The 25,736-nt window shown below is 73.6% G+C and carries 23 protein-coding genes; 16 read left to right on the top strand and 7 right to left on the bottom strand.

Features of this window, described 5'->3' with window-relative positions:
- Positions 1–38 precede the first annotated feature (38 nt).
- Complete coding sequence (locus GA0070604_RS21790) at positions 39–269, bottom strand: hypothetical protein (RefSeq protein ID WP_091121615.1); 231 nt, start codon at positions 267–269, stop codon at positions 39–41.
- A 239-nt stretch (positions 270–508) separates the two neighbouring features.
- On the opposite strand from GA0070604_RS21790, the gene GA0070604_RS21785 reads away from it, so the two are divergent.
- From GA0070604_RS21785 to GA0070604_RS21775, 3 genes are read left to right on the top strand one after another with little or no spacing between them, the layout of a single operon-like run.
- On the top strand, positions 509–1,609 hold the full coding sequence (locus GA0070604_RS21785) for an AAA family ATPase (RefSeq protein WP_091121612.1): 1,101 nt from the start codon (positions 509–511) through the stop codon (positions 1,607–1,609).
- Positions 1,588–2,628: a DUF58 domain-containing protein gene (locus GA0070604_RS21780; protein ID WP_167363630.1), complete on the top strand. Its 1,041-nt coding sequence runs from the start codon at positions 1,588–1,590 to the stop codon at positions 2,626–2,628. Before GA0070604_RS21785 ends, GA0070604_RS21780 begins: the two co-directional genes overlap by 22 nt.
- Positions 2,625–3,575 (top strand): VWA domain-containing protein, encoded by a 951-nt coding sequence (locus GA0070604_RS21775; RefSeq protein WP_091121603.1) that lies wholly within the window; start codon positions 2,625–2,627, stop codon positions 3,573–3,575. The genes GA0070604_RS21780 and GA0070604_RS21775 overlap by 4 nt, the downstream gene beginning before the upstream one ends.
- A 597-nt stretch (positions 3,576–4,172) precedes the next feature.
- Here the strand turns inward: GA0070604_RS21775 and GA0070604_RS21770 are convergent.
- The 4 genes from GA0070604_RS21770 to GA0070604_RS21755 all read right to left on the bottom strand — a co-directional run bounded on the left by GA0070604_RS21770 (position 4,173) and on the right by GA0070604_RS21755 (position 8,352).
- Complete coding sequence (locus GA0070604_RS21770; RefSeq protein ID WP_244162040.1) at positions 4,173–5,420, bottom strand: acyltransferase family protein; 1,248 nt, start codon at positions 5,418–5,420, stop codon at positions 4,173–4,175.
- A 56-nt stretch (positions 5,421–5,476) separates the two neighbouring features.
- Positions 5,477–6,373 carry an alpha/beta hydrolase gene (locus GA0070604_RS21765; protein WP_091121601.1) on the bottom strand — a complete coding sequence of 299 codons (897 nt, stop codon included), beginning with the start codon at positions 6,371–6,373 and terminating at the stop codon, positions 5,477–5,479.
- 99 nt (positions 6,374–6,472) lie between these two features.
- A complete protein-coding gene (locus GA0070604_RS21760) occupies positions 6,473–7,135 on the bottom strand; it encodes a response regulator (RefSeq protein ID WP_091121598.1) in 663 nt (220 codons plus the stop codon).
- Positions 7,132–8,352: a sensor histidine kinase gene (locus GA0070604_RS21755; RefSeq protein WP_091121595.1), complete on the bottom strand. Its 1,221-nt coding sequence runs from the start codon at positions 8,350–8,352 to the stop codon at positions 7,132–7,134. Before GA0070604_RS21755 ends, GA0070604_RS21760 begins: the two co-directional genes overlap by 4 nt.
- Positions 8,353–8,504: 152 nt before the next feature.
- Here GA0070604_RS21755 and fabG point away from each other — a divergent pair, with 152 nt between their 5' ends.
- The 4 genes from fabG to GA0070604_RS21735 all read left to right on the top strand — a co-directional run bounded on the left by fabG (position 8,505) and on the right by GA0070604_RS21735 (position 11,957).
- Positions 8,505–9,209, top strand: coding sequence for a beta-ketoacyl-ACP reductase (fabG, locus tag GA0070604_RS21750; RefSeq protein ID WP_091121592.1), 705 nt, complete (start codon positions 8,505–8,507; stop codon positions 9,207–9,209).
- A gap of 21 nt (positions 9,210–9,230) precedes the next feature.
- Positions 9,231–9,998: an enoyl-ACP reductase FabI gene (fabI, locus tag GA0070604_RS21745; protein ID WP_091121586.1), complete on the top strand. Its 768-nt coding sequence runs from the start codon at positions 9,231–9,233 to the stop codon at positions 9,996–9,998.
- Between the two features lie 111 nt (positions 9,999–10,109).
- Positions 10,110–11,147, top strand: a complete 1,038-nt coding sequence (locus GA0070604_RS21740) for a ferrochelatase (RefSeq protein WP_091121582.1) — start codon at positions 10,110–10,112, stop codon at positions 11,145–11,147.
- 30 nt (positions 11,148–11,177) lie between these two features.
- Positions 11,178–11,957, top strand: a complete 780-nt coding sequence (locus GA0070604_RS21735; RefSeq protein ID WP_091121573.1) for an HAD-IIA family hydrolase — start codon at positions 11,178–11,180, stop codon at positions 11,955–11,957.
- A gap of 34 nt (positions 11,958–11,991) precedes the next feature.
- Here GA0070604_RS21735 and GA0070604_RS21730 read toward each other — a convergent pair whose 3' ends face one another.
- A complete protein-coding gene (locus GA0070604_RS21730; RefSeq protein ID WP_091121569.1) occupies positions 11,992–12,786 on the bottom strand; it encodes a hypothetical protein in 795 nt (264 codons plus the stop codon).
- A gap of 237 nt (positions 12,787–13,023) precedes the next feature.
- Here GA0070604_RS21730 and GA0070604_RS21725 point away from each other — a divergent pair, with 237 nt between their 5' ends.
- A complete protein-coding gene (locus tag GA0070604_RS21725; RefSeq protein ID WP_091127312.1) occupies positions 13,024–13,836 on the top strand; it encodes a DUF3097 domain-containing protein in 813 nt (270 codons plus the stop codon).
- A 20-nt stretch (positions 13,837–13,856) separates the two neighbouring features.
- On the opposite strand, the gene GA0070604_RS21720 is transcribed toward GA0070604_RS21725, so the two are convergent.
- On the bottom strand, positions 13,857–15,170 hold the full coding sequence (locus GA0070604_RS21720; RefSeq protein WP_091121566.1) for a serine hydrolase domain-containing protein: 1,314 nt from the start codon (positions 15,168–15,170) through the stop codon (positions 13,857–13,859).
- Positions 15,171–15,279: 109 nt separating this feature from the next.
- Here GA0070604_RS21720 and GA0070604_RS21715 point away from each other — a divergent pair, with 109 nt between their 5' ends.
- The 8 genes from GA0070604_RS21715 to GA0070604_RS34475 all read left to right on the top strand — a co-directional run bounded on the left by GA0070604_RS21715 (position 15,280) and on the right by GA0070604_RS34475 (position 25,369).
- On the top strand, positions 15,280–15,753 hold the full coding sequence (locus GA0070604_RS21715) for an NfeD family protein (protein ID WP_091127311.1): 474 nt from the start codon (positions 15,280–15,282) through the stop codon (positions 15,751–15,753).
- Positions 15,754–15,758: 5 nt separating this feature from the next.
- Entirely contained in the window at positions 15,759–16,871 is a 1,113-nt protein-coding gene (locus GA0070604_RS21710) for an SPFH domain-containing protein (RefSeq protein ID WP_091121562.1), read from the top strand.
- Positions 16,872–17,019: 148 nt separating this feature from the next.
- Complete coding sequence (locus GA0070604_RS21705; RefSeq protein ID WP_091121557.1) at positions 17,020–17,802, top strand: hypothetical protein; 783 nt, start codon at positions 17,020–17,022, stop codon at positions 17,800–17,802.
- 93 nt (positions 17,803–17,895) lie between these two features.
- A complete protein-coding gene (locus GA0070604_RS21700) occupies positions 17,896–20,100 on the top strand; it encodes a transglycosylase domain-containing protein (protein WP_091121553.1) in 2,205 nt (734 codons plus the stop codon).
- 184 nt (positions 20,101–20,284) lie between these two features.
- Positions 20,285–20,845, top strand: coding sequence for a dihydrofolate reductase family protein (locus GA0070604_RS21695; RefSeq protein WP_091121549.1), 561 nt, complete (start codon positions 20,285–20,287; stop codon positions 20,843–20,845).
- 59 nt (positions 20,846–20,904) lie between these two features.
- On the top strand, positions 20,905–21,744 hold the full coding sequence (locus GA0070604_RS21690; protein ID WP_091121546.1) for a TrmH family RNA methyltransferase: 840 nt from the start codon (positions 20,905–20,907) through the stop codon (positions 21,742–21,744).
- A gap of 65 nt (positions 21,745–21,809) precedes the next feature.
- Entirely contained in the window at positions 21,810–23,261 is a 1,452-nt protein-coding gene (gene argG, locus GA0070604_RS21685; protein WP_091121542.1) for an argininosuccinate synthase, read from the top strand.
- Positions 23,262–23,494: 233 nt separating this feature from the next.
- On the top strand, positions 23,495–25,369 hold the full coding sequence (locus tag GA0070604_RS34475) for a PucR family transcriptional regulator (RefSeq protein ID WP_091121541.1): 1,875 nt from the start codon (positions 23,495–23,497) through the stop codon (positions 25,367–25,369).
- Positions 25,370–25,736 lie beyond the last annotated feature (367 nt).

Raw genomic sequence — 25,736 nt, 5'->3', positions numbered from 1 at the left:
GCGCCGCGCTGCTGAGCCGAATGGTTCGCTCCGCTCGCTCACGGTTCGAGCGTAGGCGATTGCGGCACCGCCACCACCTCGCGCAGGAAGCCGCGCGCGTCGAGGAAGGCGCTGAGTGATTCGCGGTGGTCGGCGCAGGCCAGCCAGGTCTTGCGCCGCTCGGCGGCGTGCAGGCGGGGATTGTTCCAGCGCAACGCCCAGACGGCGGGGACGCCACACCCCCGCGCCGAACAGATCAGCGTCTCGTCGGTGGGGGCGGGAGTGGTCACCGGGGCGATTCTAGGGCCTGTGCCCGGGACGTTTAGCGCCGGGCGGCCACGGGGGGAGCCGCCCGGCGACGGGTGAATCGTACACACGCCGGACCACTGGTTGTCCACCCGTGTTCACCGTTTTCCGTGGGGTGGGACGGCGCGGCGAAAATCGTCCCTCTCCCACCCTCGGCTCTCAGCCGGGCATGACAGTCTTGATACACACGACGCCGCGACGACGACCAAGCTGTGGAGGACCGGTGGCCCAGCCGACCACGCCCGACGCCCCGATTCCGACCGAGGCTGCGCCGGGCGCGCCGCCGACCACCACCCCGGCTCAGGACGCCACGCTGCTGGAGCGGGCGCTGTTCGAGATCAAGCGGGTGATCGTCGGCCAGGACCGGATGGTCGAGCGGATGTTCGTCGCCCTGCTCGCCCGGGGGCACTGCCTGCTGGAAGGGGTGCCCGGCGTCGCCAAGACCCTCGCGGTGGAGACCCTCGCGAAGGTGGTCGGCGGTTCGTTCGCCCGGGTGCAGTTCACTCCGGACCTGGTACCGGCCGACATCATGGGCACCCGGATCTACCGGCAGTCCAGCGAGAAGTTCGACGTCGAGCTGGGCCCGGTATTCGTGAACTTCCTGCTCGCCGACGAGATCAACCGGGCACCGGCGAAGGTGCAGTCGGCGCTGCTGGAGGTGATGAGCGAGCGCCAGGTGTCGATCGGCGGGGAGTCCCACCGGGTGCCGGACCCGTTCCTGGTGATGGCGACCCAGAACCCGATCGAGCAGGAGGGGGTCTACCCGCTGCCGGAGGCACAGCGGGACCGCTTCCTGATGAAGATCGTGGTGGGCTACCCGACCGACGCGGAGGAGCGGGAGATCGTCTACCGGATGGGTGTCGCGCCGCCCGAGCCGGCCCGGGTCTTCGACACGCCGGACCTGATCGCCCTGCAGCACAAGGCCGACCAGGTCTTCGTGCACAACGCCCTGGTCGACTACGCGGTCCGGCTGGTGCTCGCCACCCGCGCCCCCGCCGAGCACGGCATGCCGGACGTGGCACAGCTCATCCAGTACGGCGCCAGCCCACGTGCCTCGCTCGGCCTGGTCCGGGCCACCCGGGCGCTGGCGCTGCTGCGCGGCCGGGACTACGCGCTGCCGCAGGACGTACAGGACATCGCCCCGGACATCCTGCGCCACCGGCTGGTGCTCAGCTACGACGCGCTCGCCGATGACGTACCGGCCGACCACGTCGTGCACCGGGTGATGTCGACGATCCCGTTGCCGGCGGTCGCGCCCCGGCAACAGGCCACGCCGCCGCCGGCCGTCCCGCAGGGGGCCGGCTGGCCCGGGCAGCGACCGTGACCCCACCCACCCGGCTGCCGGCCACCGGCGACCGCTCCGGCGCCGTCCTCGACCGGTTGCAGCTGATGGTCACCCGCAAGCTCGACGGCCTGCTCCAGGGCGACTACGCCGGGCTGCTGCCCGGGCCGGGCAGCGAGGCGGGGGAGTCCCGCGAGTACCGCCCCGGCGACGACGTACGCCGGATGGACTGGCCGGTCACCGCGCGGACGACCCTGCCGCACGTCCGGCGGACCGTGGCCGACCGGGAGTTGGAGACCTGGCTGGCGGTGGACCTCTCGGCCAGCCTGGACTTCGGCACCGGGCGGTGGCTCAAGCGGGACGTGGTGGTCGCCGCCGCAGCCGCGCTGGCCCACCTGACCGTCCGGGGCGGCAACCGGATCGGCGCGGTGATCGGCACCGGCGCCTCCGCGAGCGCGGGGAACGGGCCGGGGTCGGGAACCGGGTCGGCCGTGCCGGCGCGGACCGGCCGGTGGCGGGGCGACCCACCGGCGACCGGCCCCGGTACGCTGCTGCGGTTGCCCGCCCGGTCCGGCCGGAAGGAGGCGCAGGGGCTGCTCCGGACGATCGCCGGCACCGAGATCCGCCCCGGGCGCAGCGACCTCGGGGCGCTGGTCGACACGCTCAACCGGCCGCCGCGCCGGCGCGGCGTGGCGGTGGTCATCTCCGACTTCCTCGCGCCGCCGCAGCAGTGGAGCCGGCCGATCCGTAAGCTGCGGGTCCGGCACGACGTGCTGGCGATCGAGGTGGTCGACCCGCGCGAGCTGGAACTGCCCGACGTGGGGGTGCTGCCGGTGGTGGATCCGGAGTCGGGGGAGTTGCACGAGGTGCAGACCGCCGATCCGGGCCTGCGCCGCCGGTACGCCGAGGCGGCGGCCGCCCAGCGTGCGGCGATCGCCACCGCACTGCGTGCCGCCGGCGCGGCCCACCTGCGGCTGCGTACCGATCGAGACTGGCTGCTGGACATGGTGCGGTTCGTCGCCGCGCAGCGGCACGCCCGGACCCGAGGGACGACCCGATGATCCGTTTTCTGCAACCGTGGTGGCTGCTGGCCGTGCTGCCGGTGCTCGCCCTGGCCGCCGCGTACGTCTGGCGGCAGCTGCACCGGCGGGCGTACGCGATGCGGTTCACCAACGTCGACCTGCTGCGTACCCTCGCGCCCAAGGGCCTGGGCTGGCGGCGGCACGCGGCGGCCACCGCGTTCCTGCTCTGCCTGCTGGTGCTGGCCACCGCGCTGGCCCGGCCGGCGGTGGACACCCGGGAGCCCCTGGAGCGGGCCACGGTGATGCTCGCCATCGACGTGTCGCTGTCGATGCAGGCCGACGACGTCGCACCGAACCGGCTGGAGGCCGCCCAGGAGGCGGCGAAGCAGTTCGTCGGGGAGTTGCCGGAGACCTACAACCTCGGGCTGGTCTCCTTCGCCAAGGCGGCGAACGTGCTGGTTCCGCCGACCAAGGACCGGGCCGCGGTGACCAGCGCCATCGACGGTCTCGTCCTGGCCGAGGCGACCGCCACCGGCGAGGCGGTCTTCACCTGTCTGGAGGCGATCCGTACGGTGCCCGCGGACGGCGCGGCGGGCATCCCGCCGGCCCGGATCGTGCTGCTCTCCGACGGCTACCGCACCGCGGGGCGGTCGGTGGAGGAGGCGGCGGCCGCCGCGCAGGCGGCGAACGTGCCGGTCTCCACCATCGCGTTCGGCACTGACTCGGGCCAGGTGGACATCGGCGGCCAGCTCCAGCGGGTGCCGGTGGACCGTACGGCGCTGTCGCAACTGGCGGAGACCACCCGGGGCTACTTCTACGAGGCTGCCTCGGTGACCGAGCTGAAGCAGGTCTACCAGGACATGGGCAGCTCGATCGGGTTCCGGACCGAACCGCGCGAGATCACCCAGTGGTACGCGGGGATCGCGCTGCTCTTCGCGCTCTGCGCCGGTGGGCTGAGCCTGCTCTGGTCGTCCCGCCTGATCTGAGGCGGGACGGCCGGGGCCGGCTGGTCGGCGACCTCGGGTACCGGCCGGTCGGTACGTCCGGCCGGCGCAGGTCAGCGAGCGCCGGCGAGGATGAAGAGGACGGCCACCCAGACGGCGGCGAGAGTGAAGCCCAGCGGGGCGACGTAACGGCTCATGGGAGTGCTCCGTGGCGACGGCGGTCCGGGCTCGGCGGCCGGACCGCAGGGTGGATCGGGGCGTACGCACACGAGAGTCGTGACCGGGGTGCTCCTCCACGGGCGGCCCGTCGGGCCGCGCGGCACGATCACCCCCGGTCGTTCGGTGGGGGAGAAGGGCGGTGTGGAGGCGCGGGAAGCTGGGTCAGCTCGGCGACTGAGTCATGGCTCAGCGGGGCTGACGTTGGGCCCGGCCACGACTGGAAGGATCGCCATCTCGCACAGCGATCACCTCCTGCGGTCGGCGGGGCTCCGGAAGGCGGGCGAAACGCGGCCCGCGAACGGGGATCAGCGTACACCCGCCGTACCATCGCCCGACACTCGGGCGACCGGGTGCCGGCGCCCGGCCCGGCCGCCGCCCCACCGGCGGGCCGGTCCGTCCGGCGCTGTGCGGCGGCCGATCTCACCGGGGCGTGGCCGTCGGGCCGTCCCCGGCGCTCCCCGGCGGGCGGGCCGGGGCCTGCGCGCGGTCAACGGCCGCACCCTCCGACGGCGGCCCGGGCACGACCGGGCCGGGGTGCCGCCCCGACGGCCCACGGCGCGGTGCCAACAGCGCGGCCAGGACCAGGGCGAACAGCGGCAGCCAGCACAGCCGGGCGGCCACCCAGCCGAGGCCGGCCGGTGCGGTGTGCAGTCCCGGCAGGGGGCGGCCGAGGCGCGCGGTGAGCGCGGTCACCGCGACCAACACCGGCTGGTGCCAGAGATAGATCCCGATCGCCTCCCGGTTGACCGTGGCCACCAGGGCCACCGGCCCTGGCCGCGCCGGCCGGGCCCGGTACAGCACCCGGGCCAGCGCGGGTCGGGCCAGCAGCGCGAGGCCGATCTGGCAGGCCGCCAGCGCGACGGCGAACAGCGACGGCGGGTACAGGTTCGACATCCCCGCGCCGGGCACCCCCACCGCGCTGGCCGGGTAGCCGAGCGCGACCAGCGCGACGAGCGCCCCGCCGCCAGCCGCCGCGAGCCCGGCAGCCGGGCGGGAACCGGTCAGCCGCCCGTCGGCGTGCGCGACCCCGAGCAGCCACGGCACCGCCCACGCGGCCAGCAGGGCGACCGGCAGCCGCCCGGGGGCCGCCGGCAGCATCCGGGCGGCCAGGTCGGCGGCGGCCACCACGGCCACCGCCGGGGCGGCGCAGCGCAGCGGACCCCAACGGCGTACGGCCGCCAGCAGCGGCCCGGTCAGCACGGAGAGCGCCACCAGCGGCAGCAGGAACCACAGTGGACTGACCGCCAGCGTGACCGCCACGGCGAGGGTGTCGTCCGGGGTGCCCAGCACGATCGCGGCCAGCAGCAGCCCGGACCCGACGCCGAGCAGCGCCAGCGCCGGGCGGAGCAGCCGGCCCAGCCGGCGGGCCAGCCAGCGCCCGGCACCGTGCGGGTACCCGGCCAGCGACCGGGTGGCCGCGTACCCGGCGGTGAAGAAGAACAGGCCGAGGGTCTGCAACAGCCAGGTGGCCGGGGCCAGGGCCGGCAGCGCGGTCAGCGGGCTGGCCGTGCGCAGCGTCCCGTCGGCGGTCAGCACGAGCGCCGTGACCAGCCAGTGCCCGAGCACCACCCCGCCGATCGCATACGCCCGCAGCGCGTCGATCACCCGGTCCCGCCCCGCGGGCGGCGGCTGCGGGGCTCGCAGGCCCGGCTCGCTCCTCGCGCTCACGGTGTCGTCGTTTGTTCGCGGCTGCGGGGCTCGCAGGACCGGCTCGCTCCTCGCGCTCACGGTGCCACCGGGCCGGTGCCGATTCCGACGAGCACGACCGACGCCACCGCGGCCGTCGTGGCGCTGCCGGGGGCCAGGTAACCGTCGTGGCCGGTCACCCCGGCGGTGGGCAGTGGGCGCGCGCCGAACGCCGGGTCGCCCGGGCGGACGCCGTGGCCGAGCCCGGGCAGCCGTACCTCCGGCACCCGGCGGATCCAGTCGGTGGGCGCCTCCGCGGCCCAGATGCGTACCCGGGCCAGCTCGTCGGCCCGGTCCACGCCGACGCCCACCCCACCGAGCGTCACCACGTCGGTTACCTCGGCCGGCGACCGGCGGGCGGCGAGCCCGACGACCAGCGCCCCGTAGCTGTGCCCGACCAGCGTCACCGTGGCGTCCGGGCGGCGGGCGGCGAGCACCCGTAGCTGAGCCAGCAGGGCGTCGGCTCCCCGGCGGGCCGCGGCCGGGCCGACCGCCGCGGGCACCCCGCCAGGCGGGTGGTAGCCGAGCCAGACCAGCACCGCCACCCGGGCACCGGGTGACCGGACGCGCAGCGCCTCGTACAGTTCGGCCCCCTGCCGGGCCGGCGCGCGCCGCGCCACGCCGCCCAGCCCTCGGTCGAAGTCGCGCAGCCTGGTGCCCACCCCGGGCACCAGCACCGCGATCCGGTCGGCGGTGGCCAGGTCGCCGAGCACCTCCACCGCGAGGCCATCGCCGTGCGGCTCGAAGACCAGGAACCGTCGGCCGGTCGCGGCCCAGCCCTCGTACGGCGGCCCGGCCGCCCGCAGCCTCGCCGCGACCAGCGGATACGCCTCGACGTACGCGGCCGGTGCCGGCGCGGCGGGCCGGTCCGGCAGCAGCAGGCCGAGGCCGAGCAGCACGGCCAGTGCCGCTCGGGCGGGTCGCGTCCAGTGCATCGTCGTCTCCCTCCGGATGTTCCTCCGGCAGGAGCGTGCGGCGTGGACGGGGCGAAGATCGTCACCCCGGGGAGTGGTTCCCGGCGTGCTACGCGGGGACTACTCGCCCGCGGCCACCAGACCCGTCTCGTACGCGACGACCACGGCCTGGGCGCGGTCGCGGAGCTGGAGTTTGGCCAGGATCCGCCCGACATGGGTCTTGACCGTCTGCTCGGCGACCACCAGGTCGGCGGCGATCTCCGCGTTGGACCGGCCCCGGGCGATCAGCCGCAGCACGTCGGTCTCCCGGGGAGTCAGGCCGGCCAGGTCGGCCGGGCGGGGCCGGCGGTGCCCGGGTCGGGCGGCGAACTCGGCGATCAGGCGGCGGGTCACGGTCGGCGCGAGCAGCGCGTCGCCGGCCGCCACCACGCGGACCGCGTGCACCAGGTCGGCGGCGGGGGCGTCCTTGAGCAGGAACCCGCTCGCGCCGGCGCGCAGCGCCTCGTAGACGTAGTCGTCCAGGTCGAAGGTGGTCAGGATGAGCACCCGGGGGCGGTCCGCGCGCCGGTCGCCGAGGAGTTGGCGGGTGGCGGCCAGCCCGTCCAGCACCGGCATCCGCACGTCCATCAGCACCACGTCCGGGTCCAGTCGGCGGGCCGCCTCGACCGCCGCCGCGCCGTCGGCGGCGTCCCCGACCACCACCAGGTCCGGTTGGGCGGCCAGCAGCGCCCCGAAACCCTGCCGGACCATCGCCTGGTCGTCGGCGATCAGCACCCGGATCATCCGTCCCCGCCCTCCCCGTCGTACGGCAGCGCCGCGTCGACCGCGTACCCGCCGCCGTCGAGTGGCCCGGCGGCGAACGTACCGCCCAGTGCGAGGGCTCGTTCACGCATCCCGGTCAGGCCGTGCCCGGCGCCCCGATCGGTGCCGGCCGGGCCGGCCGGGCCGGCGGTGTTCTCGACCCGGACCGTCAGGACGCGCGGTCCGGCGCGGACACTGACGCGCACCGCGGCCCCGGGCGCGTGCCGGGCGGCGTTCGCCAACCCCTCCTGCGCGATCCGGTACGCGGCCAGCCCGACCGGCGCGGGCATCCCGGCGGCCGGAGCGGGGGCGTCCAGGGTGACCGGGAGACCGGCCCGGTGGGCGGCGTCCACCATCGCCGGTATGTCGGCCAGGCCGGGCTGCGGGGCGGTCTGCGGACCGGTCGACTCGCTGCGCAGCACGCCGAGCAGGCGGCGCATGTCGGTCAGCGCCTCCCGGGCCGAGCCGGCGATGGCGGTGAACTCGGCGCGGGCGCCGTCCGGCACGTCGGCGAGGCGGTACGGCGCGGTCTCCGCCTGCACCGCGATCATCGACATGTGGTGGGCGACCACGTCGTGCAGCTCGCGGGCGATCCGGGCGCGTTCCTCCAGCACCGCCCGGCGCTCCTGTTCCCGCTCGCTGAGTTCGGTCTGCTCGGCCAGTGCCCGGCGGCCGGCGCGGTTGCCACGGACCAGGTCGCCGAGCACCAGCAACGCTACGAGCAGCAGTACGACGGGGGCCAGGTTGCTGGGCCGGACCAGGGCGACCACCGGCACCATGGTGATCAGGCCCACCCAGACCAGCAGCGGCCGGTCCACCCGGGCCGCCACCACCAGCAGCACCAGCAGCGACCCGACCACCAGGACCGGGTTCCACGGCCAGGCCTGGGTGGGTGGCGCGTTGAACGTGCAGGTGCACAGGGCCACGACGGTGAGTCGCCAGGCCAGCAGCGGACGCCAGGGCAGCGTGAACAGCGGCGCGACGGTCATCGTGGCGAAGAGGATCGCGACGGCCTGGGGCAGATGCCGGTCGGTCTCCTCGGCCAGCGTGGCGGCGAACAATCCGACCACCGCGAGCAGGCTCGCGTACCGGACCGGCCGGGGCCAACGGTCCAGCGGCGGCCGGACGGGTGGGACGTCGGGGCCGGCGACAACCCGCCGCAGTGCCGGCCACCAGGTGCGGGCCCATGATTGCTCCACCGGCGGTAGCGTACGGGCCGGTGGCGTCGACGTCGTCCCGCCACAGGGTGAGGTCCGGTGTCGTACCCCGGTGTGACCTGCTCGCGTTAGCGCTTACCTGCCGGTAACGCCTAGGCTCCGACCGGCGAGATCAGCTGAGCAGAGGGGGAACCGTGGCCCGTACCGTGCTGGTGACCGGCGGAAACCGGGGGATCGGCCTGGCCATCGCGCAGGCCTTCGCCAAGCAGGGCGACCGGGTGGCGGTGACCCATCGCAGCGGCGACGCCCCGGAGGGGCTGTTCGGGGTGAAGTGTGACGTGACCGACGCCGAGTCGGTCGACGCCGCGTTCACCGCGATCGAGGCCGAGCTGGGCCCGGTCGAGGTGCTGGTGGCCAACGCCGGCATCACCGACGACACGCTGCTGATGCGGATGTCCGAGGAGCAGTTCACCCGGGTGCTCGACACCAACCTGACCGGCGCGTTCCGCTGCGCCAAGCGGGCCTCGACGAAGATGCTCCGGGCCCGGTGGGGTCGCATGATCTTCATCTCCTCGGTGGTCGGCCTCTACGGCGGCGTCGGCCAGGTCAACTACGCGGCCAGCAAGGCCGGCCTGGTGGGCGTGGCCCGCTCGATCACCCGCGAGCTGGGCAGCCGCAACATCACCGCGAACGTGGTCGCGCCCGGCTTCATCGACACCGACATGACGGCCGCGCTGCCCGAGGAGCGGCGCACCGAATACCGCAAGGCGATCCCGGCCGGCCGGTTCGCCGAGCCGGAGGAGGTCGCCGGCGTGGTCGCCTGGCTGGCCTCGGACGCGGCCGGGTACATCTCCGGCGCCGTCATCCCGGTCGACGGCGGCCTGGGCATGGGTCACTGAGAAACACGGAGGAACTGCGTAATGTCCGGACTGCTGGCCGGTAAGCGGCTGCTGGTCACCGGCGTCATCACCGACGCCTCGATCGCCTTCTCCGTGGCGAAGCTCGCCCAGGAGAACGGCGCCCAGGTCGTGCTCACCGGCTACGGCCGGCTCTCCCTGGTGGAGCGGATCGCCAAGCGGCTGCCCGAGCCGGCCCCGGTGATCGAGCTGGACGTCACGAACCAGGAGCACCTGGCCGGCCTGGCCGACCGGGTCCGCGAGCACGTCGACGGCCTGGACGGGGTGGTGCACTCGATCGGGTTCGCCCCGCAGAGCTGCCTCGGCGGCGGTTTCCTGGACGCGCCGTGGGAGGACGTGGCCACCGCGGTGCACGTCTCGACGTACTCGTACAAGTCGCTGGCCATGGCGGCGCTGCCGCTGATGTCGGCGGGCGGTGCGGTCGTCGGCCTCACCTTCGACGCCACCAAGGCCTGGCCGGTGTACGACTGGATGGGCGTGGCCAAGGCCGGGCTGGAGTCGGCCTCCCGCTACCTGGCGCTGCACCTGGGCAAGCGGGGCATCCGCAGCAACCTGGTCGCCGCCGGGCCGCTGCGCACCATCGCGGCCAAGTCCATTCCCGGCTTCGAGCAGTTCGAGGACGCCTGGGCCGAGCGGGCCCCGCTCGGCTGGAACCTCACCGACCAGGAGCCGGCCGCCCGGGCCTGCCTGGCGCTGATGTCCGACTGGTTCCCGGCCACCACCGGCGAGATCGTCCACGTCGACGGCGGCTACCACGCGATCGGCGCCTGAGGCGTAAGGAGGGGCCCCTTCTTAACGTCTGCGGTATAGGAGGGGCCCCCTGTTAACACCCGACCCGGGGGCGTCGCGGGGTCGTCACGGCCGTCGGGGGAGAATGGAAGCATGGCGTACGACGCGTTGGTGCTGGTCTCCTTCGGCGGACCGGAGCGGCCGGAGGACGTGCGGCCCTTCCTGCAGAACGTGACCCGGGGCCGGGGCGTGCCCCCGGCGCGGCTCGAAGAGGTGGTCCAGCACTACCTGCACTTCGGCGGGGTGTCCCCGATCAACCAGCAGTGCCGGGAGTTGCTCGCGGCGATCCGTGCGGACTTCGCCGAGAACGGTGTCGACCTGCCGGTCTACTGGGGCAACCGGAACTGGGATCCGATGCTCGCCGACACCGTGGCACAGATGCGCGACGACGGCGTCAAGCGGGCTCTCGCCTTCGTCACCAGCGCGTACGGCGGCTACTCCTCCTGCCGGCAGTACCAGGAGGACATCGCCGCGGCCCGGGCCGCGGTCGGCCCGGACGCCCCGGTGATCGAGAAGCTGCGCCAGTTCTGGGACCACCCCGGCTTCGTCCAACCGCACGCCGACGCGGTGCGGGCCGCGCTGGCCCGGCTCGACCCGGCCCGGCGGGAGAGCACCCGGCTGGTCTTCACCGCCCACTCCGTCCCCACCTCGATGGCCGCCACCGCCGGCCCGCACGGCGGCCGGTACACCGCGCAGCTCGCCGAGACCGCCCGGCTGGTGCACGCCGCCGCCGCGCCCGACCTGCGGTACGACCTGGTCTGGCAGAGCCGGTCCGGGCCGCCGCAGGTGCCGTGGCTGGAGCCGGACATCAACGACCACCTGGCCACCCTCCCCGGGGAGGGAGTGACCGCGGTGGTGGTCAGCCCGATCGGGTTCGTCTCCGACCATCTCGAGGTGGTCTGGGATCTGGACACCGAGGCCCTCGACACGGCCAAGCAGCTCGGCCTGGACTTCGTCCGCGCTGGCACCCCCGGCACCGATTCCCGGTTCGTGGCGATGGTGCGCGAACTGGTTCTGGAACGCACCACCCCGGACGGCGAGCGGCTGCGCCGCCGCCTCGGCGAGCTGCCGATGTGGGACACCTGCCCGACGGCGTGCTGCGTGCCCCCGGCCCGCCGGCCCGGAGCCTGACCGATCTCCCGACACCCCTGGGGACGACACATGCAAGACCGCAAGCCGGTGCAGAGCTGGCTCACCGACATGGACGGCGTGCTGGTGCACGAGGGCCAGCCGGTGCCCGGCGCGCCCGAGTTCATCAAGAAGCTGCGCACCTCCGGCAAGCCCTTCCTGGTGCTGACCAACAACTCGATCTACACCCCGCGTGACCTGCAGGCCCGGCTGGCCCGGATGGGGCTGGACGTGCCGGAGGAGGCGATCTGGTCGTCGGCCCTGGCCACCGCCCAGTTCCTGGCCGACCAGCGCCCGGGCGGCACCGCGTACGCGATCGGTGAGGCCGGGCTGACCACGGCCCTGCACGCGGTGGGGTACGTGCTCAGCGACTTCGCCCCCGACTACGTGGTGCTGGGGGAGACCCGCACCTACAGCTTCGAGGCGATCACCAAGGCGATCCGGCTGATCAACGACGGGGCCCGGTTCATCTGCACCAACCCGGACGCGACCGGCCCGTCGGTCGAGGGCGCGCTGCCGGCCGCCGGTTCGGTGGCCGCGATGATCTCGAAGGCGACCGGGGTGGAGCCGTACTTCGTCGGCAAGCCGAACCCGATGATGATGCGTTCGGCGCTGAACACCATCGACGCGCACTCGGAGAGCACCGCGATGATCGGCGACCGGATGGACACCGACATCCTCTGCGGGCTGGAGGCGGGCCTGGAGACGATCCTGGTGCTGACCGGGATCAGCTCCCGGGTGGAGGCGGAACGCTACCCGTACCGGCCGTCGCGGATCGTCAACTCGGTGGCCGACCTGATCGACGAGATCTGAGCCGCGGCGGGCCCGGCGCGCCGACGGCCCGCGTTCAGGGGCGCAGCGGGGCGTTGCAGGCGGCCACCAGGGCCTGCCGGCAGGCGGTGGTCAGCGGGCGCAGCGCCGCGTCCCGCTGCTGCGCCTCGTAGGTGTTCACGGCGCCGCCCGGGGCGCTCTCCCCGGCCAGGGCGAGCACCCGGTCGAGCACGGCCGCCCGGGCGAACAGCCGGCGCGCCCGCGGGTCGAATCCGGGCGGCAGGTCGGTGGCGCCGTCGGGGCGGCGCAGCGCGGCGAGGGCGCCGGCCAGCTCGGGCCGCCACTGGGCCACGTCGAGCCGGGTGAGCGCGGCGGTCGTCTCGGCGAGCACGGCGGCCAGCTCGGCCTCCGCCTCTGCCGCGCCGGGCACCGCGAGGGACGCCTTGGGCGCGTCGGCCGGCAGCGGGTACACCCGCCAGAGCACGGTCTCCCAGGTCATGCCCGACCCGGAGGTGTGGCTGCGTACCTCCGGGACAAGGCCGAGCCCGCTGGCCACCACCGCCTCTCCGGCGAGCAGCGCCGCGCCGGCGAAGTCGCCGGGGCCGGGCAGCCCGCGCGGGTCGCCCGGGGCGGGCAGCACGAGGCGGATCTCGTCCGGGGAGAGCTTCGCCAGGCTGGGCAGCGCCTCCCGCAGGGGCAGGTCGGTCCAGGCGCCGGGGGCGTCCGCGACCAGATGCTCCTCGTCGCCGGCGATCTCGTCAGCGACCTCGTCGAAGGGCACCAGGCCGGCCCGCCAGGCGCGTACCCAGGCAACGAACCGGCTCGACCGGCGCGGAGCCAGGGTGGCCGCGCCCGCTGCGGGGGAGGACATGCCGAAAGGGTACGTGCTCTCCACCGCCCCTGTCTCGACTGCCGCACCCGCGGTGTCGCCTGCCCCCAACTACTCCCTTCGCCCGTTTCCTCCGCTGCGCTACCGCGCCGATCATGGCGGTAGGGTGCCCGCTTCGCGCTGTCCGCGGCTTATGTTCGGCGGCACAACTCCCTGATCGACGCGATGGGGCGGCGCGTCGGCGGGTGGTGCGGCGGGTGGGTGGTTAGCGTGATCGACATGGCGGGGCGGTATGGCGGAGACGTGTTGGCGGGGGACTGGCGGCGGCGGAAGGCAGTCCCGGAGGTGGACGCCGAGCTGGACCTGGTCGTCGAGGACGCGGACTCCGGGTTCTGTGGCGCGGTCGTGGGCTTCGAGGCCGGTGCGGTGGTGCTGGAGGACCGGCACGGCCGGCGGCGCAACTTCCCGCTGTTGCCCGCCGCGTTCCTGCTCGACGGCCGGCCGGTCACCCTGCGCCGGCAGACCCGTGCCCCGGTGCCGGCGGCCCGGCGGCGGACCGCCTCCGGCTCGATCGCCGTGGACAACGTCCGGGCGCGGGTCGCCAAGGCCAGCCGGATCTGGGTGGAGGGCGTGCACGACGCGGCGCTCGTGGAGCGGATCTGGGGCGACGACCTGCGCATCGAGGGCGTGGTGGTGGAGCCGCTGGACGGCATCGACGCCCTGGCGGCCGAGGTGCGCGCGTTCGAACCGGGTCCGGGCCGCCGGCTCGGCGTGCTCGTCGACCACCTGGTGCCGGGCTCGAAGGAGAGCCGGATCGTGGCGGGCGTCACCTCACCGCACGTCCTGGTCACCGGCCACCCGTACGTGGACGTGTGGCAGGCGGTGAGGCCGAGGGCGCTGGGCATCCCGGCCTGGCCGGTGGTGCCGCCCGGGCGGCCCTGGAAGGAGGGGGTCTGCGCGGCCCTCGGGGTGGCCGAGCCGGCGGACATGTGGCGGCACATCCTGTCCCGGGTGAACACCTTCGCCGACGTGGAGACGCCGCTGATCAACGCGATGGAGCGCTTGATCGACTTCGTGACCGAGCCCGCGTAGTCGGTGCTGCGGCGCCGGGGTCAGGGCTCCTGGTCCGGGGTACGGGTGAAGACGAAGGTGGCGAGGTCGAGTGCCACCGGGCGGCCGGCCTCGTCCCGGAGCACGGTGAGGATCTCGCCGTCCTGCGAGCCGGAGCGGCCCCGCCACCGGTCCGGGCCCTCCGGGGTGAACCGGAGCACCGGCCGGCCGAGCGGGCCGCCCACCAGGTCACCGGCCGGGTCCGGGCGGAACTCGTACTCCACGCCCATCCACCACCAGCGGCCGGTCAGCTCGGCGATTTCGGCCGTCGGCGGGGCGGCCGGCCGCCACGGGGCGGGCAGGGCCGGCTCGGCGTCCAGCACCAGGGTGAGCACCTGCCGGGCCAGTTCGACCACGTGGTGCCCGGCACGCAGCCCGTAGCAGTTGACGAAGTCGACCACCGCGGTACGGCTGGGCCGGTGCACCACCAGACCGGCCACGTACCCGGGCATCGAGCCGCCGTGGCCCACGTACACCCGGTCGCCGACCCGGTAGAGCTCCACGCCGAGGCCGTGCCCGCTGGTCCACGAGTCCAGGTCGCTGATCACCACCGGCGCGCACATCTCGGTGAGCGTGGCCGGGGCGAGCACGTCCGGGGCCGGGTCGGCCAGGAACGCCGCCCAGCGGGCCAGGTCCGCGACGGTCGACCAGAGCTGACCGGCGGGCGCCATCGCCCCGGTGTCGGTACGCGGCTCCTCGCGCAGCGTGTCGTGCCACGGATGCACCACGTAGCCCCGGGCGTACGGCTCGGTGGGGTGGTAGGTGGTGCGCCGCATGCCCAGCGGTTCGAGGATCCGCTCCCGGAGCAACTCGGCCCAGGGCGTCCCGGTGATCCGCTCCAGCACCCCGCCGAGCAGCCCGTACGCCAGGTTGGAGTAGTGGTAGACGTGGTGCGGCGGGTGGGCGATCTTGTCGGGCGTGAGCCCGGCGACGAGGGTGGCCAGGTCGGCGCCCTCGGTCCGCTCCCACCACCGGCCGTCCGGTTCGCGCTGTAGGCCGCTGGCGTGCCCGAGCAGTTGGCGCAGGGTGAGCGCGCCGACCGGGGTGCCGGGCAGGTGCCTGTCCAGCGGGTCGTCCAGGGCCAGCCGGCCGGCGTCGCGCTGCTGCATCACCAGCACGGCGGTCATGGTCTTGCTGATCGAGCCGATCCGGTACTGAAGGTCCGCGTCGGGGGTGGGGTGGTCGCCGGCGAGCGCGAGGTGGGCGAGGCTGCCGCCGCGGATCACCCCGAGGGCGGCCGAGGGGCCGTGTCCCTCGGCCTGGGCCTGGGTGACCAGCGCGTCGATCCGTCGGGCGGTCTCGGGCAGCAGGGCCATGGTCGTCTCCTCGTCGGCGTCGCACCTCGGCATCGCCGAGGAACACGACGGCGAGCTTACTGATCATGACGGGTTCGTGGGATTCGCTTCGGCGTGTCACGATCGTGGGGTGGACGCGGTGCTGTGGATCGTGCTGGGTGTGGTGTTGGCGGTCGCCGAGATCTTTACGACGACGCTGTTCCTGATCATGTTCGCGGCCGGCGCGTTCGCCGCTGCCGGAGCCGCCGCGCTCGGCGCTCCGGTCGCGCTCCAGGCGCTCGTCTTCGCCGTGGTCTCCGCGCTCTGCGTGGGGCTGCTCCGGCCGGTCATCCGGCGGCACGCGCAGGCGGCGCTGGAGGGCGGTGAGCGGTCCTTCGGCGTTGACGCGCTGGAGGGGACGTCGGCGCTGGTGATGGAGCCGGTCGATGTCGGGCACGGCATGATCAAGATCGACGGAGAGTTGTGGACCGCTCGGGCGTACGACGCGACGCGGAGCTACGCCGTGGGTGAGCGGGTGCAGGTGATAAAGGTCCAGGGCGCGACCGCCCTGGTCTGGCAGGACGAGATTTCCACCCCGGGCGGACTGCCCGAGACGAAAAGGTGAACGGTATGGAGTTTGCAGCGGTCGTGTTGATCGCCATTGCCGTGATCGTCGTGGTGACGCTGGCCAAGGCGGTGCGGATCGTGCCGCAGCAGCGGCAGGACGTGGTCGAGCGGCTGGGGCGGTACAAGCGGACCTTGAACCCGGGTCTGAACCTGCTCGTGCCGTACATCGACGCGGTGCGTACCAAGGTCGACATGCGGGAGCAGGTGGTCAGCTTCCCGCCGCAGCCGGTGATCACCTCGGACAACCTGGTCGTCTCGATCGACACGGTGCTCTACTTCAAGGTGGTCGACTCGGTACGGGCCACCTACGAGATCTCCAACTTCCTCCAGGCCATCGAGCAGCTCACCGTCACCACGCTGCGTAACGTGATCGGCTCGCTGGACCTGGAGCGGGCGCTGACCAGCCGCGAGGAGATCAACCGGCACCTGTCCGGCGTGCTGGACGAGACCACGGGCCGGTGGGGTATCAAGGTCACCCGGGTCGAGATCAAGGCGATCGAGCCGCCGCCGAGCATCCGCGACTCGATGGAGAAGCAGATGCGCGCCGAGCGGGACCGCCGTGCCGCGATCCTGAACGCCGAGGGTCTCAAGCAGTCGCAGATCCTCACCGCCGAGGGTGAGAAGCAGGCCGCCGTGCTGCGTGCCGACGGTGACCGGCAGGCCCGGATCCTTCAGGCGGAGGGCCAGGCCAAGGCGATCCGGACCGTCTTCGAGTCGATCCACCAGGCCAACCCGAGCCAGAAGGTGCTCGCCTACCAGTACCTCCAGGCGCTGCCGCAGATCGCCAACGGTTCGGCGAACAAGGTCTGGATCGTCCCGGCCGAGCTGACCAAGGCCCTGGAGGGGATGGGCGGCGCGCTCGGCGGGCTGGCCAACATGGTCGGCGACGTGCCGTCGCCGGAGGCCAGCAAGGGTGCCGGCGAGGTGGAGCGGGAGGCCGCCGAGGCGGCGCAGGCCGCCGCCAGCGCCGCCCAGGAGATCCGCGAGGAGGTACGCGTCGCCGAGGCGCAGGCCACCGGCGGCGGCAACGTCCCGCAGCAGGGTCTGCCGGCGCCCGAGCCGGTCTCCCCGGAGAGCCTGCTCAACGACCCCTCGGACCAGCGCGAGCGGGGCTGAGCGGGGCCGTCCGATCTCGGGCGGCAAATGCGAGAAAGTCTCATGCGGCGCCCCGGTGCCTGCCACCATCGGTCTCAAGGACGGGTGGTGACCAGGACCGGGGCGCCGAGCGCGTCCCGCGCCGCCCGACGGCGGAGCGAGGTGACGCATGAAGGAACCGGCGAAGAGCCTGTTCTCCAAGGAACTGTTCTCCAGGGAACCGGTTCCCGGCGAGCACGATCCCGTCGGACCGCTCGGCTCCCGGCGTACCGGGGGCGGGTTCGGGGTGCTGCCGTTCGTCTCCGAGCCGGGGCCGGCCGCCCCGGCCACCAACGCGAGCTGGGCCTGGTCGGTACGCCGGTTCGCCCGCGCCGCGGTCTGGCTGCTGCCCGCGTACGCGATCCTCTACGGCCTGGTGACGATGGCCAGCGACGGCGGGGTGGGCAACGACCCGTACCCGGCCGACGGCAACCAGCTCTACCTGGTGGGCTGGGTGGCCGCGGTCTGGCTCGGGTTGCTCGCGCTGCTGGCGCTCACCGGACTGCTCGCCGCCACCCGGAGCCGGCGGGTCGCCGCGACCGGGCTGCTGGTCAGCATCGCCGGCGTCGTGCTGATGCTGCCCTTCGCCGGGCTGGACGAGCAGGCGCCGGTCTTCGGCACCACCGCGCGCACCCTCGTCCTGGCCGGCGCGACCTGCTACACCATCGGATGGTTGTGCACCGGATGGTCGGTGGCCCGGTCCGGGATCTTCTCCTGGGGTGACGGGATCATGCTGATGATCGCCGCCCCGCTGCTCGGCCTCGGCGGCGCGCTGCTCGGCTCGTTGCAGACCTTCGGGGCGATCTTCGCGCTGGTCGCCGGGCTCGGCATCGGCTACCGCTCCGGGCGCCTGGTGCCCGCCGCCATCGCCCGCGACGCGATGGCCGCCAGCGTGGTCCGCCCGCCCAGCTGACCTGCGGAAGGGCGGCTGGGAGGTCACCGTGAAGTGGCTGACAGTTGCCTGGCGGGCTGGTCGGTTGGTGGCTTTCGCGGCAATCTGGAGTCCATGCCGTCTCCCCGGTCGCCGCTGTCGCGGCTGCTCACCGTGCTGCTCGCCGGCGTCCTCGCCGGGCTCGTCCTCGCGGTCGCCGTCCTACCCGGCAACCTGCTCGGCGGGTTCGTCGCCAAGGCGGCCCTCGGCGCGTACGCGCAGCTGCCCGACGCGCTGCGCACCCCCGCCCAGCCCCAGCGCTCCTACCTCTACGCCAACGACGGCAAGACCCTGATCACGACGTTCTACGACGTCAACCGCACCGACGTGCCGCTGGCCGAGATCGCCCCCGTGATGCGGCAGGCGATCGTGGCCGCCGAGGACCGCCGCTTCTACTCCCACGGCGGCGCCGACCTGCGCGGCCTCGCCCGTGCCCTGGTCGCCAACGTCACCGGCGGCGGCACCGAGCAGGGCGGCTCCACGCTGACGATGCAGTACGTCCGCAACGTGCTCAAGACCGACCCCACCCGCACCGCCGAGGAGCGGCAGGCCGCCACCGAGCAGACCATCGGGCGCAAGCTCCAGGAGATCCGGTACGCCAACGCCCTGGAGAAGACCCTCAGCAAGGACGAGATCCTCAACGGCTACCTAAACATCGCGTACTTCGGCTCCGGGGCGTACGGCGTCGCCGCGGCCAGCCAGCGCTACTTCGGCAAGCCGCCCGCCCAACTGACCCTGGCCGAGGCGGCCCTGCTCGCCGGACTGGTCCAGTCGCCCGACGCGTACAGCCCGATCGACGGGGACCAGGACCGGGCCCTCGCCCGCCGGGCGTACGTCCTCGACGCGATGGCCGAGACCGGCGCGATCACCGCGCAGCAGGCCGCCGCGGCCAAGGCCGAGCGGCTCACCCTGCATCCCACCGCGCAGCCCAACGGCTGCACCGCGGTCGGCCAGGGGCACGACGACTGGGGCTTCTTCTGCGACTACCTCCGCCGCTGGTGGCTGGACCAGCCGGCCTTCGGCGACACGGTCGAGGAGCGCGAGCAGGCGCTACGCCGTGGCGGCTACACGGTGGTCACCTCGCTGGACCCGAAGATCCAGCAGACCGCGCAGCAGCAGGCCACCGCCGTCTACGGGTACGACAACAAGCGCGCCCTGCCGATCGCCGCGGTCGAGCCGGGCACCGGCCGGGTGCTCGCCATGGCGGTCAACCGGCACTACAGCCTGGCCGACAACCCGGCCGGACAGGCCAACCACCCGAACACCGTCAACCCGTTGATCTCCGGCGGCGCCAGCGTCAGCGGCTACCAGGCCGGCTCGACGTTCAAGCTGTTCACCATGCTCGCCGCGCTGGAGGCCGGCAAGCCGCTCGCCACCGGCTTCGACGCCCCGGCCAAGCTGCCCACCCGCTACGCCTCGGACGCCGAGGGCAACTGCGGCGGCAAGTGGTGCCCGGCCAACGCCAACCCGCAGTGGATGGACGGCTACCGGATGATGTGGGACGGCTTCGGCCGCTCCGTGAACACGTACTTCGTCTGGCTGGCCGAGCAGATCGGCCCGGAGAAGGCGGTGGAGATGGCACAGCGGCTCGGCATCACCTTCCGGGCCCCCTCCGACGCCGCCTTCGCCGCGAACAACGCGGACAACTGGGGCGCGTTCACCCTGGGCGTGGCCGCCACCACCCCGCTCGACCTGGCCAACGCGTACGCCACGGTGGCGGCCGAGGGGACGTACTGCACCCCGCTGCCGGTGGTCTCGGTGACCGCCGCCAACGGCGAGAAGGTCGATGTCGGGCAGCCCTCCTGCAAGCGGGTCCTGGACCCCGACGTGGCCCGGGCCGCCACCGACGCGGCCCGCTGCCCGGTCGGCCAGCAGTCCGCGTACGGGCAGTGCAACGGCGGTACGGCCACCTCGGTCGACCGGATCGTCGGCCGGCCCGTCGCCGGCAAGACCGGCAGCTCCGAGCAGAACGCCACCGAGACCTTCGTCGGCTTCACCCCGCAGGTGGCCGTCGCCGGCATCGCGGCCAACCCCGACGACTCGACCGACCTGGTCGGCTCGGCCGTGCAGGCCAAGGTGATCGACGCCGTCGCCCGGATCATCCGTACGGCGGTCGACGGCAAGCCGGTCCGGGACTTCACCGCGCCCAGCCACGAGCTGGCCGGCAACCCGCAGCGCCCGGAGCCACAGGTCCCTCCGCAGCGGCGACAGCAGCAACAGCAGGATCAGGAACTGTCCCCGAACCTGCTGCGCTGGCTCCAGGGCCGCAGCCGCGGCTGAGTAGAAGGAAGGGGCCCCTGTTAACTCCTACGGTAGAGAAGGGGCCCCCTTTCACCGCGCAGCCCTGGCCCGCGTGGCAACCCGGTGAGAGGAATGCGTTCCCGGGGGTGTCGGATTTCGTTTAGGGGCTCCGACCCAGCGGTGTGGGTGCCCGCCGGGGGCGCCACCGGGCAGGGGGAACATCATGCGCAAGCTCGTCCACTGGGTGCACCAGTCGCTCGACGGCTTCATCGAGGGGCCGAACGGTGAGTTCGACTGGCCGGCCATGGGGCCGGAACTGTCCGCGTACTCCTTCGAGCTGTGCGACCGGGCCGACACCTTCCTCTACGGCGGCAAGGTGTGGGGGCTGATGTCCTGGTACTGGCCGCGTGCGGAACAGATCTCCCAGGATCCGCACGACCTGCGGTTCGCCCCGGTCTGGCGGCGTACCCCGAAGGTCGTCATCTCCCGCACGCTGGAGACCGCCGGGTACGGCGCCCGGGTGATCGGCCGCGACCTGGCCGCCGAGGTCGCCGAGCTGAAGGCCCAGCCGGGCAAGGACCTGCTGCTCAGCGGGGGCTCGGGGGCCGCCGCGGCGCTCGCCGACCTGGGCCTGATCGACGAGTACCACGTGGTGGTGCACCCGGTGGTGCTCGGCGGCGGCATCCCGCTCTTCCCCGGCAAGGAGCGCCTCGACCTGCGGCTGGTGGAGACGCGCGGCTTCGACGGCCGTTCGGTGCTGCTGCGCTACGAGCGGAGCCGCTGAGCCCTTGTGAGAGAGGAACCCTTCTATACCGGAGGCGTTAATGGGGGGCCCTTCCTTTCATCCGGCAGAATCGACCGGTGCCCGTCCACGAGATCACCGACCCCGACGACGACCGGATCGCCGACTACCGTGCGCTGACCGACGTCGAGCTGCGGACCCGTTGGGAGCCCCCGCACGGCCTGTTCATCGCCGAGGGCGAGCTGGTGCTGCGCCGGGCGCTGCGGGCCGGCTATCCGGCCCGGTCGTACCTGGTCGATGCCAAGCGGGTGGATCAGCTCGCCGACCTGGAGACCGGGGAGGCCCCGGTGTACGCGGCCACCCCGGAGGTGCTCCAGCGGGCCACCGGTTTCCACGTGCACCGGGGTGTGCTGGGCTCGTTCCACCGCAAGCCGCTGCCGAGCGGCGCCGAGGCGCTGGCCGACGCCCGCCGGGTGGTGATCCTGGAGGACGTCAACAACCACACCAACCTCGGCGCGATCTTCCGGGCCGTGGCCGCGCTCGGGGTGGACGCCGTGCTGCTCTCTCCGACCTGCGCCGACCCGCTCTACCGGCGCAGCGTCCGGGTCAGCATGGGCGAGGTCTTCGCCATCCCATACGCGAAGCTGGAGCCCTGGCCGGACGCGCTCGCCCAGGTCCGGGCGGCGGGTTTCACGGTGCTGGCGATGACGCCCGCGCCGGACGCGGTGCCGATCCAGCGGCTGGACGCGGCCCAGCGGGCCCGGGCGGCGCTGCTGATGGGCGCCGAGGGGGCCGGCCTGACCCGGGCGGCGATGGACGCCAGCGACGTACGGGTGGTGATCCCGATGCGGCGCGGGGTGGACTCGCTCAACGTCGCCGCCGCCACCGCGGTGGCCTGCTGGGAGCTGGGTCGCGACGATCCGCCGTTCGGCAGCGGGTAGCCGCTGCGGGTCTCGTAGAGCACTTCCGCTTGCATGACCATGCGCCCTGGTGAATAATCTTCCTCGTGTCCAAGGTTCTCACCTCCCTGCCCACCGGCGAACGTGTCGGCATCGCCTTCTCCGGCGGCCTCGACACCTCGGTCGCGGTCGCGTGGATGCGCGACAAGGGCGCCGTTCCCTGCGCCTACACCGCCGACATCGGCCAGTACGACGAGCCCGACATCGTCTCGGTGCCCGGTCGCGCGCTCAGCTACGGCGCCGAGGTCGCCCGCCTGGTCGACTGCCGCGCCGCCCTCGTCGAGGAGGGCCTGGCGGCGTTGACCTGCGGGGCCTTCCACATCCGTTCGGGCGGGCGGGCGTACTTCAACACCACCCCCCTGGGCCGGGCCGTGACCGGGACGCTGCTGGTGCGGGCGATGATCTCCGACGACGTCCAGATCTGGGGCGACGGCTCGACCTTCAAGGGCAACGACATCGAGCGGTTCTACCGGTACGGCCTGCTGGCCAACCCGCAGCTGCGCATCTACAAGCCGTGGCTCGACACCGACTTCGTCACCGAACTGGGCGGGCGTAAGGAGATGTCGGAGTGGCTGCTCGAACGCGGCCTGCCGTACCGGGACAGCACCGAGAAGGCATACTCCACCGACGCCAACATCTGGGGTGCCACGCACGAGGCGAAGACCCTCGAACACCTCGACACCGGCATCGAGACGGTCGATCCGATCATGGGAGTCCGGTTCTGGGACCCGACGGTGGAGATCCCGACCGAGGATGTCACGATCGGCTTTGACCAGGGTCGTCCGGTGACGATCAACGGTAAGGAGTTCGGCAGCCCCGTCGATCTGGTGCTGGAGGCCAACGCCATCGGCGGCCGGCACGGCCTGGGCATGTCGGACCAGATCGAGAACCGGATCATCGAGGCCAAGAGCCGGGGCATCTACGAGGCGCCCGGCATGGCGCTGCTGCATGCCGCGTACGAACGGCTGGTCAACGCCATCCACAACGAGGACACCCTGGCGAACTACCACAACGAGGGTCGCCGCCTGGGCCGGCTGATGTACGAGGGGCGCTGGCTGGACCCGCAGGCGCTGATGCTGCGCGAGTCGTTGCAGCGCTGGGTCGGCACGGCGGTCACCGGCGAGGTGACGTTGCGCCTGCGCCGGGGCGAGGACTACTCGATCCTGGACACCACCGGCCCGGCGTTCAGCTATCACCCGGACAAGCTGTCGATGGAGCGTACCGAGGACTCGGCGTTCGGCCCGTCGGACCGGATCGGCCAGCTCACCATGCGCAACCTGGACATCGCCGACTCGCGGGCGAAGCTGGAGCAGTACGCCACCCTCGGGATGGTCGGCGGCGGGGCCCCTCAGCGGATGGTCGGCGCCGCGCAGGCAGCCTCGACCGGGCTGATCGGCGCGATGCCACAGGGCGGTGCGGAAGCCATCGCCTCCCGGGGTGTCTCCTCCGCCGAGGACGAGGCACTCGACCGTGCCGCGATGGAGTTCGGCGTCGACTGAGCGACGCCGCGGGAAGAGGGGTCAGCTCGCCGGTGCCAGCCGCTCGGCGGCGGCTGGCACCGCTGCCGCGAGTTGGTGAGGGGTGCCGGATCGGCTTCTCTGAGCCGGATGACGCAGGGTTGCCTGCCGTCTGGTTCCTGCCCGCGTGCGGTGGCCGGCGGCTGACCTGGTCCGCCGCGTGCCACCCAACCGGATAGTCGAGTTTCCTGGTCACGGACGGTAGCGTGACGCGCATGTTTCCGACCGTGCGCGAGGTGCTGGCCCTGGTGCCGGTACGCCACGGTGCCCCGCGCCTGGTCGCCGGTGACGCGGGCCTGGACCGGCCGGTCCGCTGGGTGCACGCCGCCGAGGTGCCGGACATCGCCACCCTGCTCGGCGGCGGCGAGCTGGTGCTGACCACCGGCATCGGGCTGCCCGCGGACGACGCGGGGCTGCGCGCCTTCATCGGCGACCTGGCCGACGTCGGGGTCTCCGGGCTGGTGGTCGAGCTGGGCCGGCGCTACGTCAGCGGGGTGCCGCGGGTGATGGCCGCCGCCGCCGAGCGGCGCGGGCTGCCCCTGGTCGAGTTACGCCGGGCCATCCCGTTCGTGCGGATCACCGAGGCGGTGCACGCGCTGATCGTGGACGCGCAGCTCACCGAGCTGCGGGCCACCGAGGAGATCCACCAGCGGTTCACCGAGCTGTCCGTGGAGGGCGCCGGCGCGGCCGAGGTGGTGCGGCAGGCCGCCGAGTTGTCCGGGTGCCCGGTGGTGCTGGAGAACCTCTCCCGGCAGGTGCTCGCGTACGACCCGGCGGGGGAGAGCGCCGAGTTGCTGCTGGAACGCTGGGAGCAGCACTCGCGGCGGATCCGTCCCGGTGGGCGCACCGCGTACGACGCGGACAGCGGGTGGCTGGTGACCACCGTCGGCGCGCGCGGCCAGGACTGGGGGCGGTTGCTGCTGCGCTGGCCGGCCGGCGGGGAACTGACCACCGGCCGGGCACAGCCGGTCGACGGCCCTGGCGCCGAGCCGCCGGCTGCCCCGGCCGAGGGGCCGAGCGGCTCGGTGGGACCCGGGGCGACGTGGTCCACATCGGCCGAGCGGACCGACGGTGACGGGGCGGGTGCCGGTCCGTACGGGGCCGGCTCGGGCAGTCCGCCCACCCGGCTCACCATTCTGGTCGAGCGGGCCGCCTCCACCCTCGCCCTGGGCCGGCTGATCCGTCGCGACGCGGAGGGGCTGGAACGCCAGATCCACCGCACCCTGCTCACCGCCCTGCTCGACCACTCCCGCCCGGTGGACGAGGTGGCGCTGCGGGCAAAGGCGCTGGGCGTGCCGCTGGACCGCCGGCACCTGGTCGGCGTGGTGGTCCGCTACCGCGCCGACGAGCCGGCCGGGGACGGCGCGGCGCCGGGCGTCGACAACGGGCCGGAGGCCGGTCCGGCCCGGCTGCGCGACCTCGCTGAGGCGGTCGGCCACGCGCTGCGGGAGGCCAAGCTCACCGGCCTGACCAGTGCCGTCGACGACCATGCGGTGGGGGCGCTGCTGGCGCTGCCCGATCCGGGCGCCGAGGAGAAGGTGCTGACCGCCTTCGCGGCGGCGTTGCGCCGGGTACGTCTCGACGCCGCTCCGGCCCGCCCGCCGGCGCCCCGCACGCCTGTCGGCGGCATGTCCCGCCCGGCCGCGGTGATCGTCGCCGCCGGTTCCAGTGTGAGCAGCCTGCGGGAGGCCGGACGGTCGCTGGTGGAGGCCCGGCAGATCGCCCAGGCGGCCCGCCGGGATCGACGCGATCTGCTGATCTTCCGGCTGCCCCATGTCGGCCTCGCCGGGCTGCTGCACCTGCTGCGCGACGAGCCCCGGGTGCAGACCTTCGTCGAGCGGGAACTCGGCGCACTGTTGGCGTACGACGCCCAGCATCCCCGGGAGCCGCTGCTCGGCACCCTCCGGGAGTACCTGCAGTCGGGCCGGAACAAGTCGGCGGCGGCTGCGGCGGTGCACCTGTCCCGACCGGCGTTCTACGAGCGGCTGGCCCGGATCGGCCGGATCCTCGACGTCGACCTCGACTCGGTCGACGCCTGCCTCTCCCTGCACGTTGCCCTGCTCGCCCTGGACGCGGTCCGCCGCTCCTGAGCCGGGCCCGGGCCTGGTCGTTTAGGGGTCTCGTCGTTGCTGTCGCCCGAGAGTGGGTCGGGGTGCGCCCAGGGCCGTCGAGTGGAGGGCCGAACGGCCCGACCAACCTGGAAGGTGGTCTGACCACCTGGTCGAAGATTGCCTGACCGAGGGACCGACTGTCCCGGCTTTCCGTTCGAGCGGAGATCGGGTTTACGGGGCGGTACCGCATCAGCCGTCCGGCCTGTCGCCGCGCTCACCGGCTTGACCTGCGTAGACGCGATCGGATTTGAGGTAACGGTCGGGTCACGAGGTATTCCGGTGGTGTTCGTCTCTCACTTAATCTGCCAGTGGCATGAGGTCAGACCTCCATCCTCATGCCTCTGAC

Source organism: Micromonospora eburnea (assembly GCF_900090225.1).
Classification (GTDB): domain Bacteria; phylum Actinomycetota; class Actinomycetes; order Mycobacteriales; family Micromonosporaceae; genus Micromonospora; species Micromonospora eburnea.
Note: the sequence above shows the minus strand (reverse complement) of the source record. Positions and strands in the feature narration are given on the sequence as shown.

Coding starts and splice junctions, on each gene's coding strand:
- GA0070604_RS21775 (WP_091121603.1), top strand. CDS start 2,625: ATGATCCGTTTTCTGCAACCGTGGTGGCTGCTGGCCGTGCTGCCGGTG.
- GA0070604_RS21765 (WP_091121601.1), bottom strand. CDS start 6,373: ATGCACTGGACGCGACCCGCCCGAGCGGCACTGGCCGTGCTGCTCGGC.
- GA0070604_RS21760 (WP_091121598.1), bottom strand. CDS start 7,135: ATGATCCGGGTGCTGATCGCCGACGACCAGGCGATGGTCCGGCAGGGT.
- fabI (WP_091121586.1), top strand. CDS start 9,231: ATGTCCGGACTGCTGGCCGGTAAGCGGCTGCTGGTCACCGGCGTCATC.
- GA0070604_RS21740 (WP_091121582.1), top strand. CDS start 10,110: ATGGCGTACGACGCGTTGGTGCTGGTCTCCTTCGGCGGACCGGAGCGG.
- GA0070604_RS21735 (WP_091121573.1), top strand. CDS start 11,178: ATGCAAGACCGCAAGCCGGTGCAGAGCTGGCTCACCGACATGGACGGC.
- GA0070604_RS21730 (WP_091121569.1), bottom strand. CDS start 12,786: ATGTCCTCCCCCGCAGCGGGCGCGGCCACCCTGGCTCCGCGCCGGTCG.
- GA0070604_RS21725 (WP_091127312.1), top strand. CDS start 13,024: ATGGCGGGGCGGTATGGCGGAGACGTGTTGGCGGGGGACTGGCGGCGG.
- GA0070604_RS21720 (WP_091121566.1), bottom strand. CDS start 15,170: ATGGCCCTGCTGCCCGAGACCGCCCGACGGATCGACGCGCTGGTCACC.
- GA0070604_RS21710 (WP_091121562.1), top strand. CDS start 15,759: ATGGAGTTTGCAGCGGTCGTGTTGATCGCCATTGCCGTGATCGTCGTG.
- GA0070604_RS21705 (WP_091121557.1), top strand. CDS start 17,020: ATGAAGGAACCGGCGAAGAGCCTGTTCTCCAAGGAACTGTTCTCCAGG.
- GA0070604_RS21700 (WP_091121553.1), top strand. CDS start 17,896: ATGCCGTCTCCCCGGTCGCCGCTGTCGCGGCTGCTCACCGTGCTGCTC.
- GA0070604_RS21695 (WP_091121549.1), top strand. CDS start 20,285: ATGCGCAAGCTCGTCCACTGGGTGCACCAGTCGCTCGACGGCTTCATC.
- GA0070604_RS34475 (WP_091121541.1), top strand. CDS start 23,495: ATGTTTCCGACCGTGCGCGAGGTGCTGGCCCTGGTGCCGGTACGCCAC.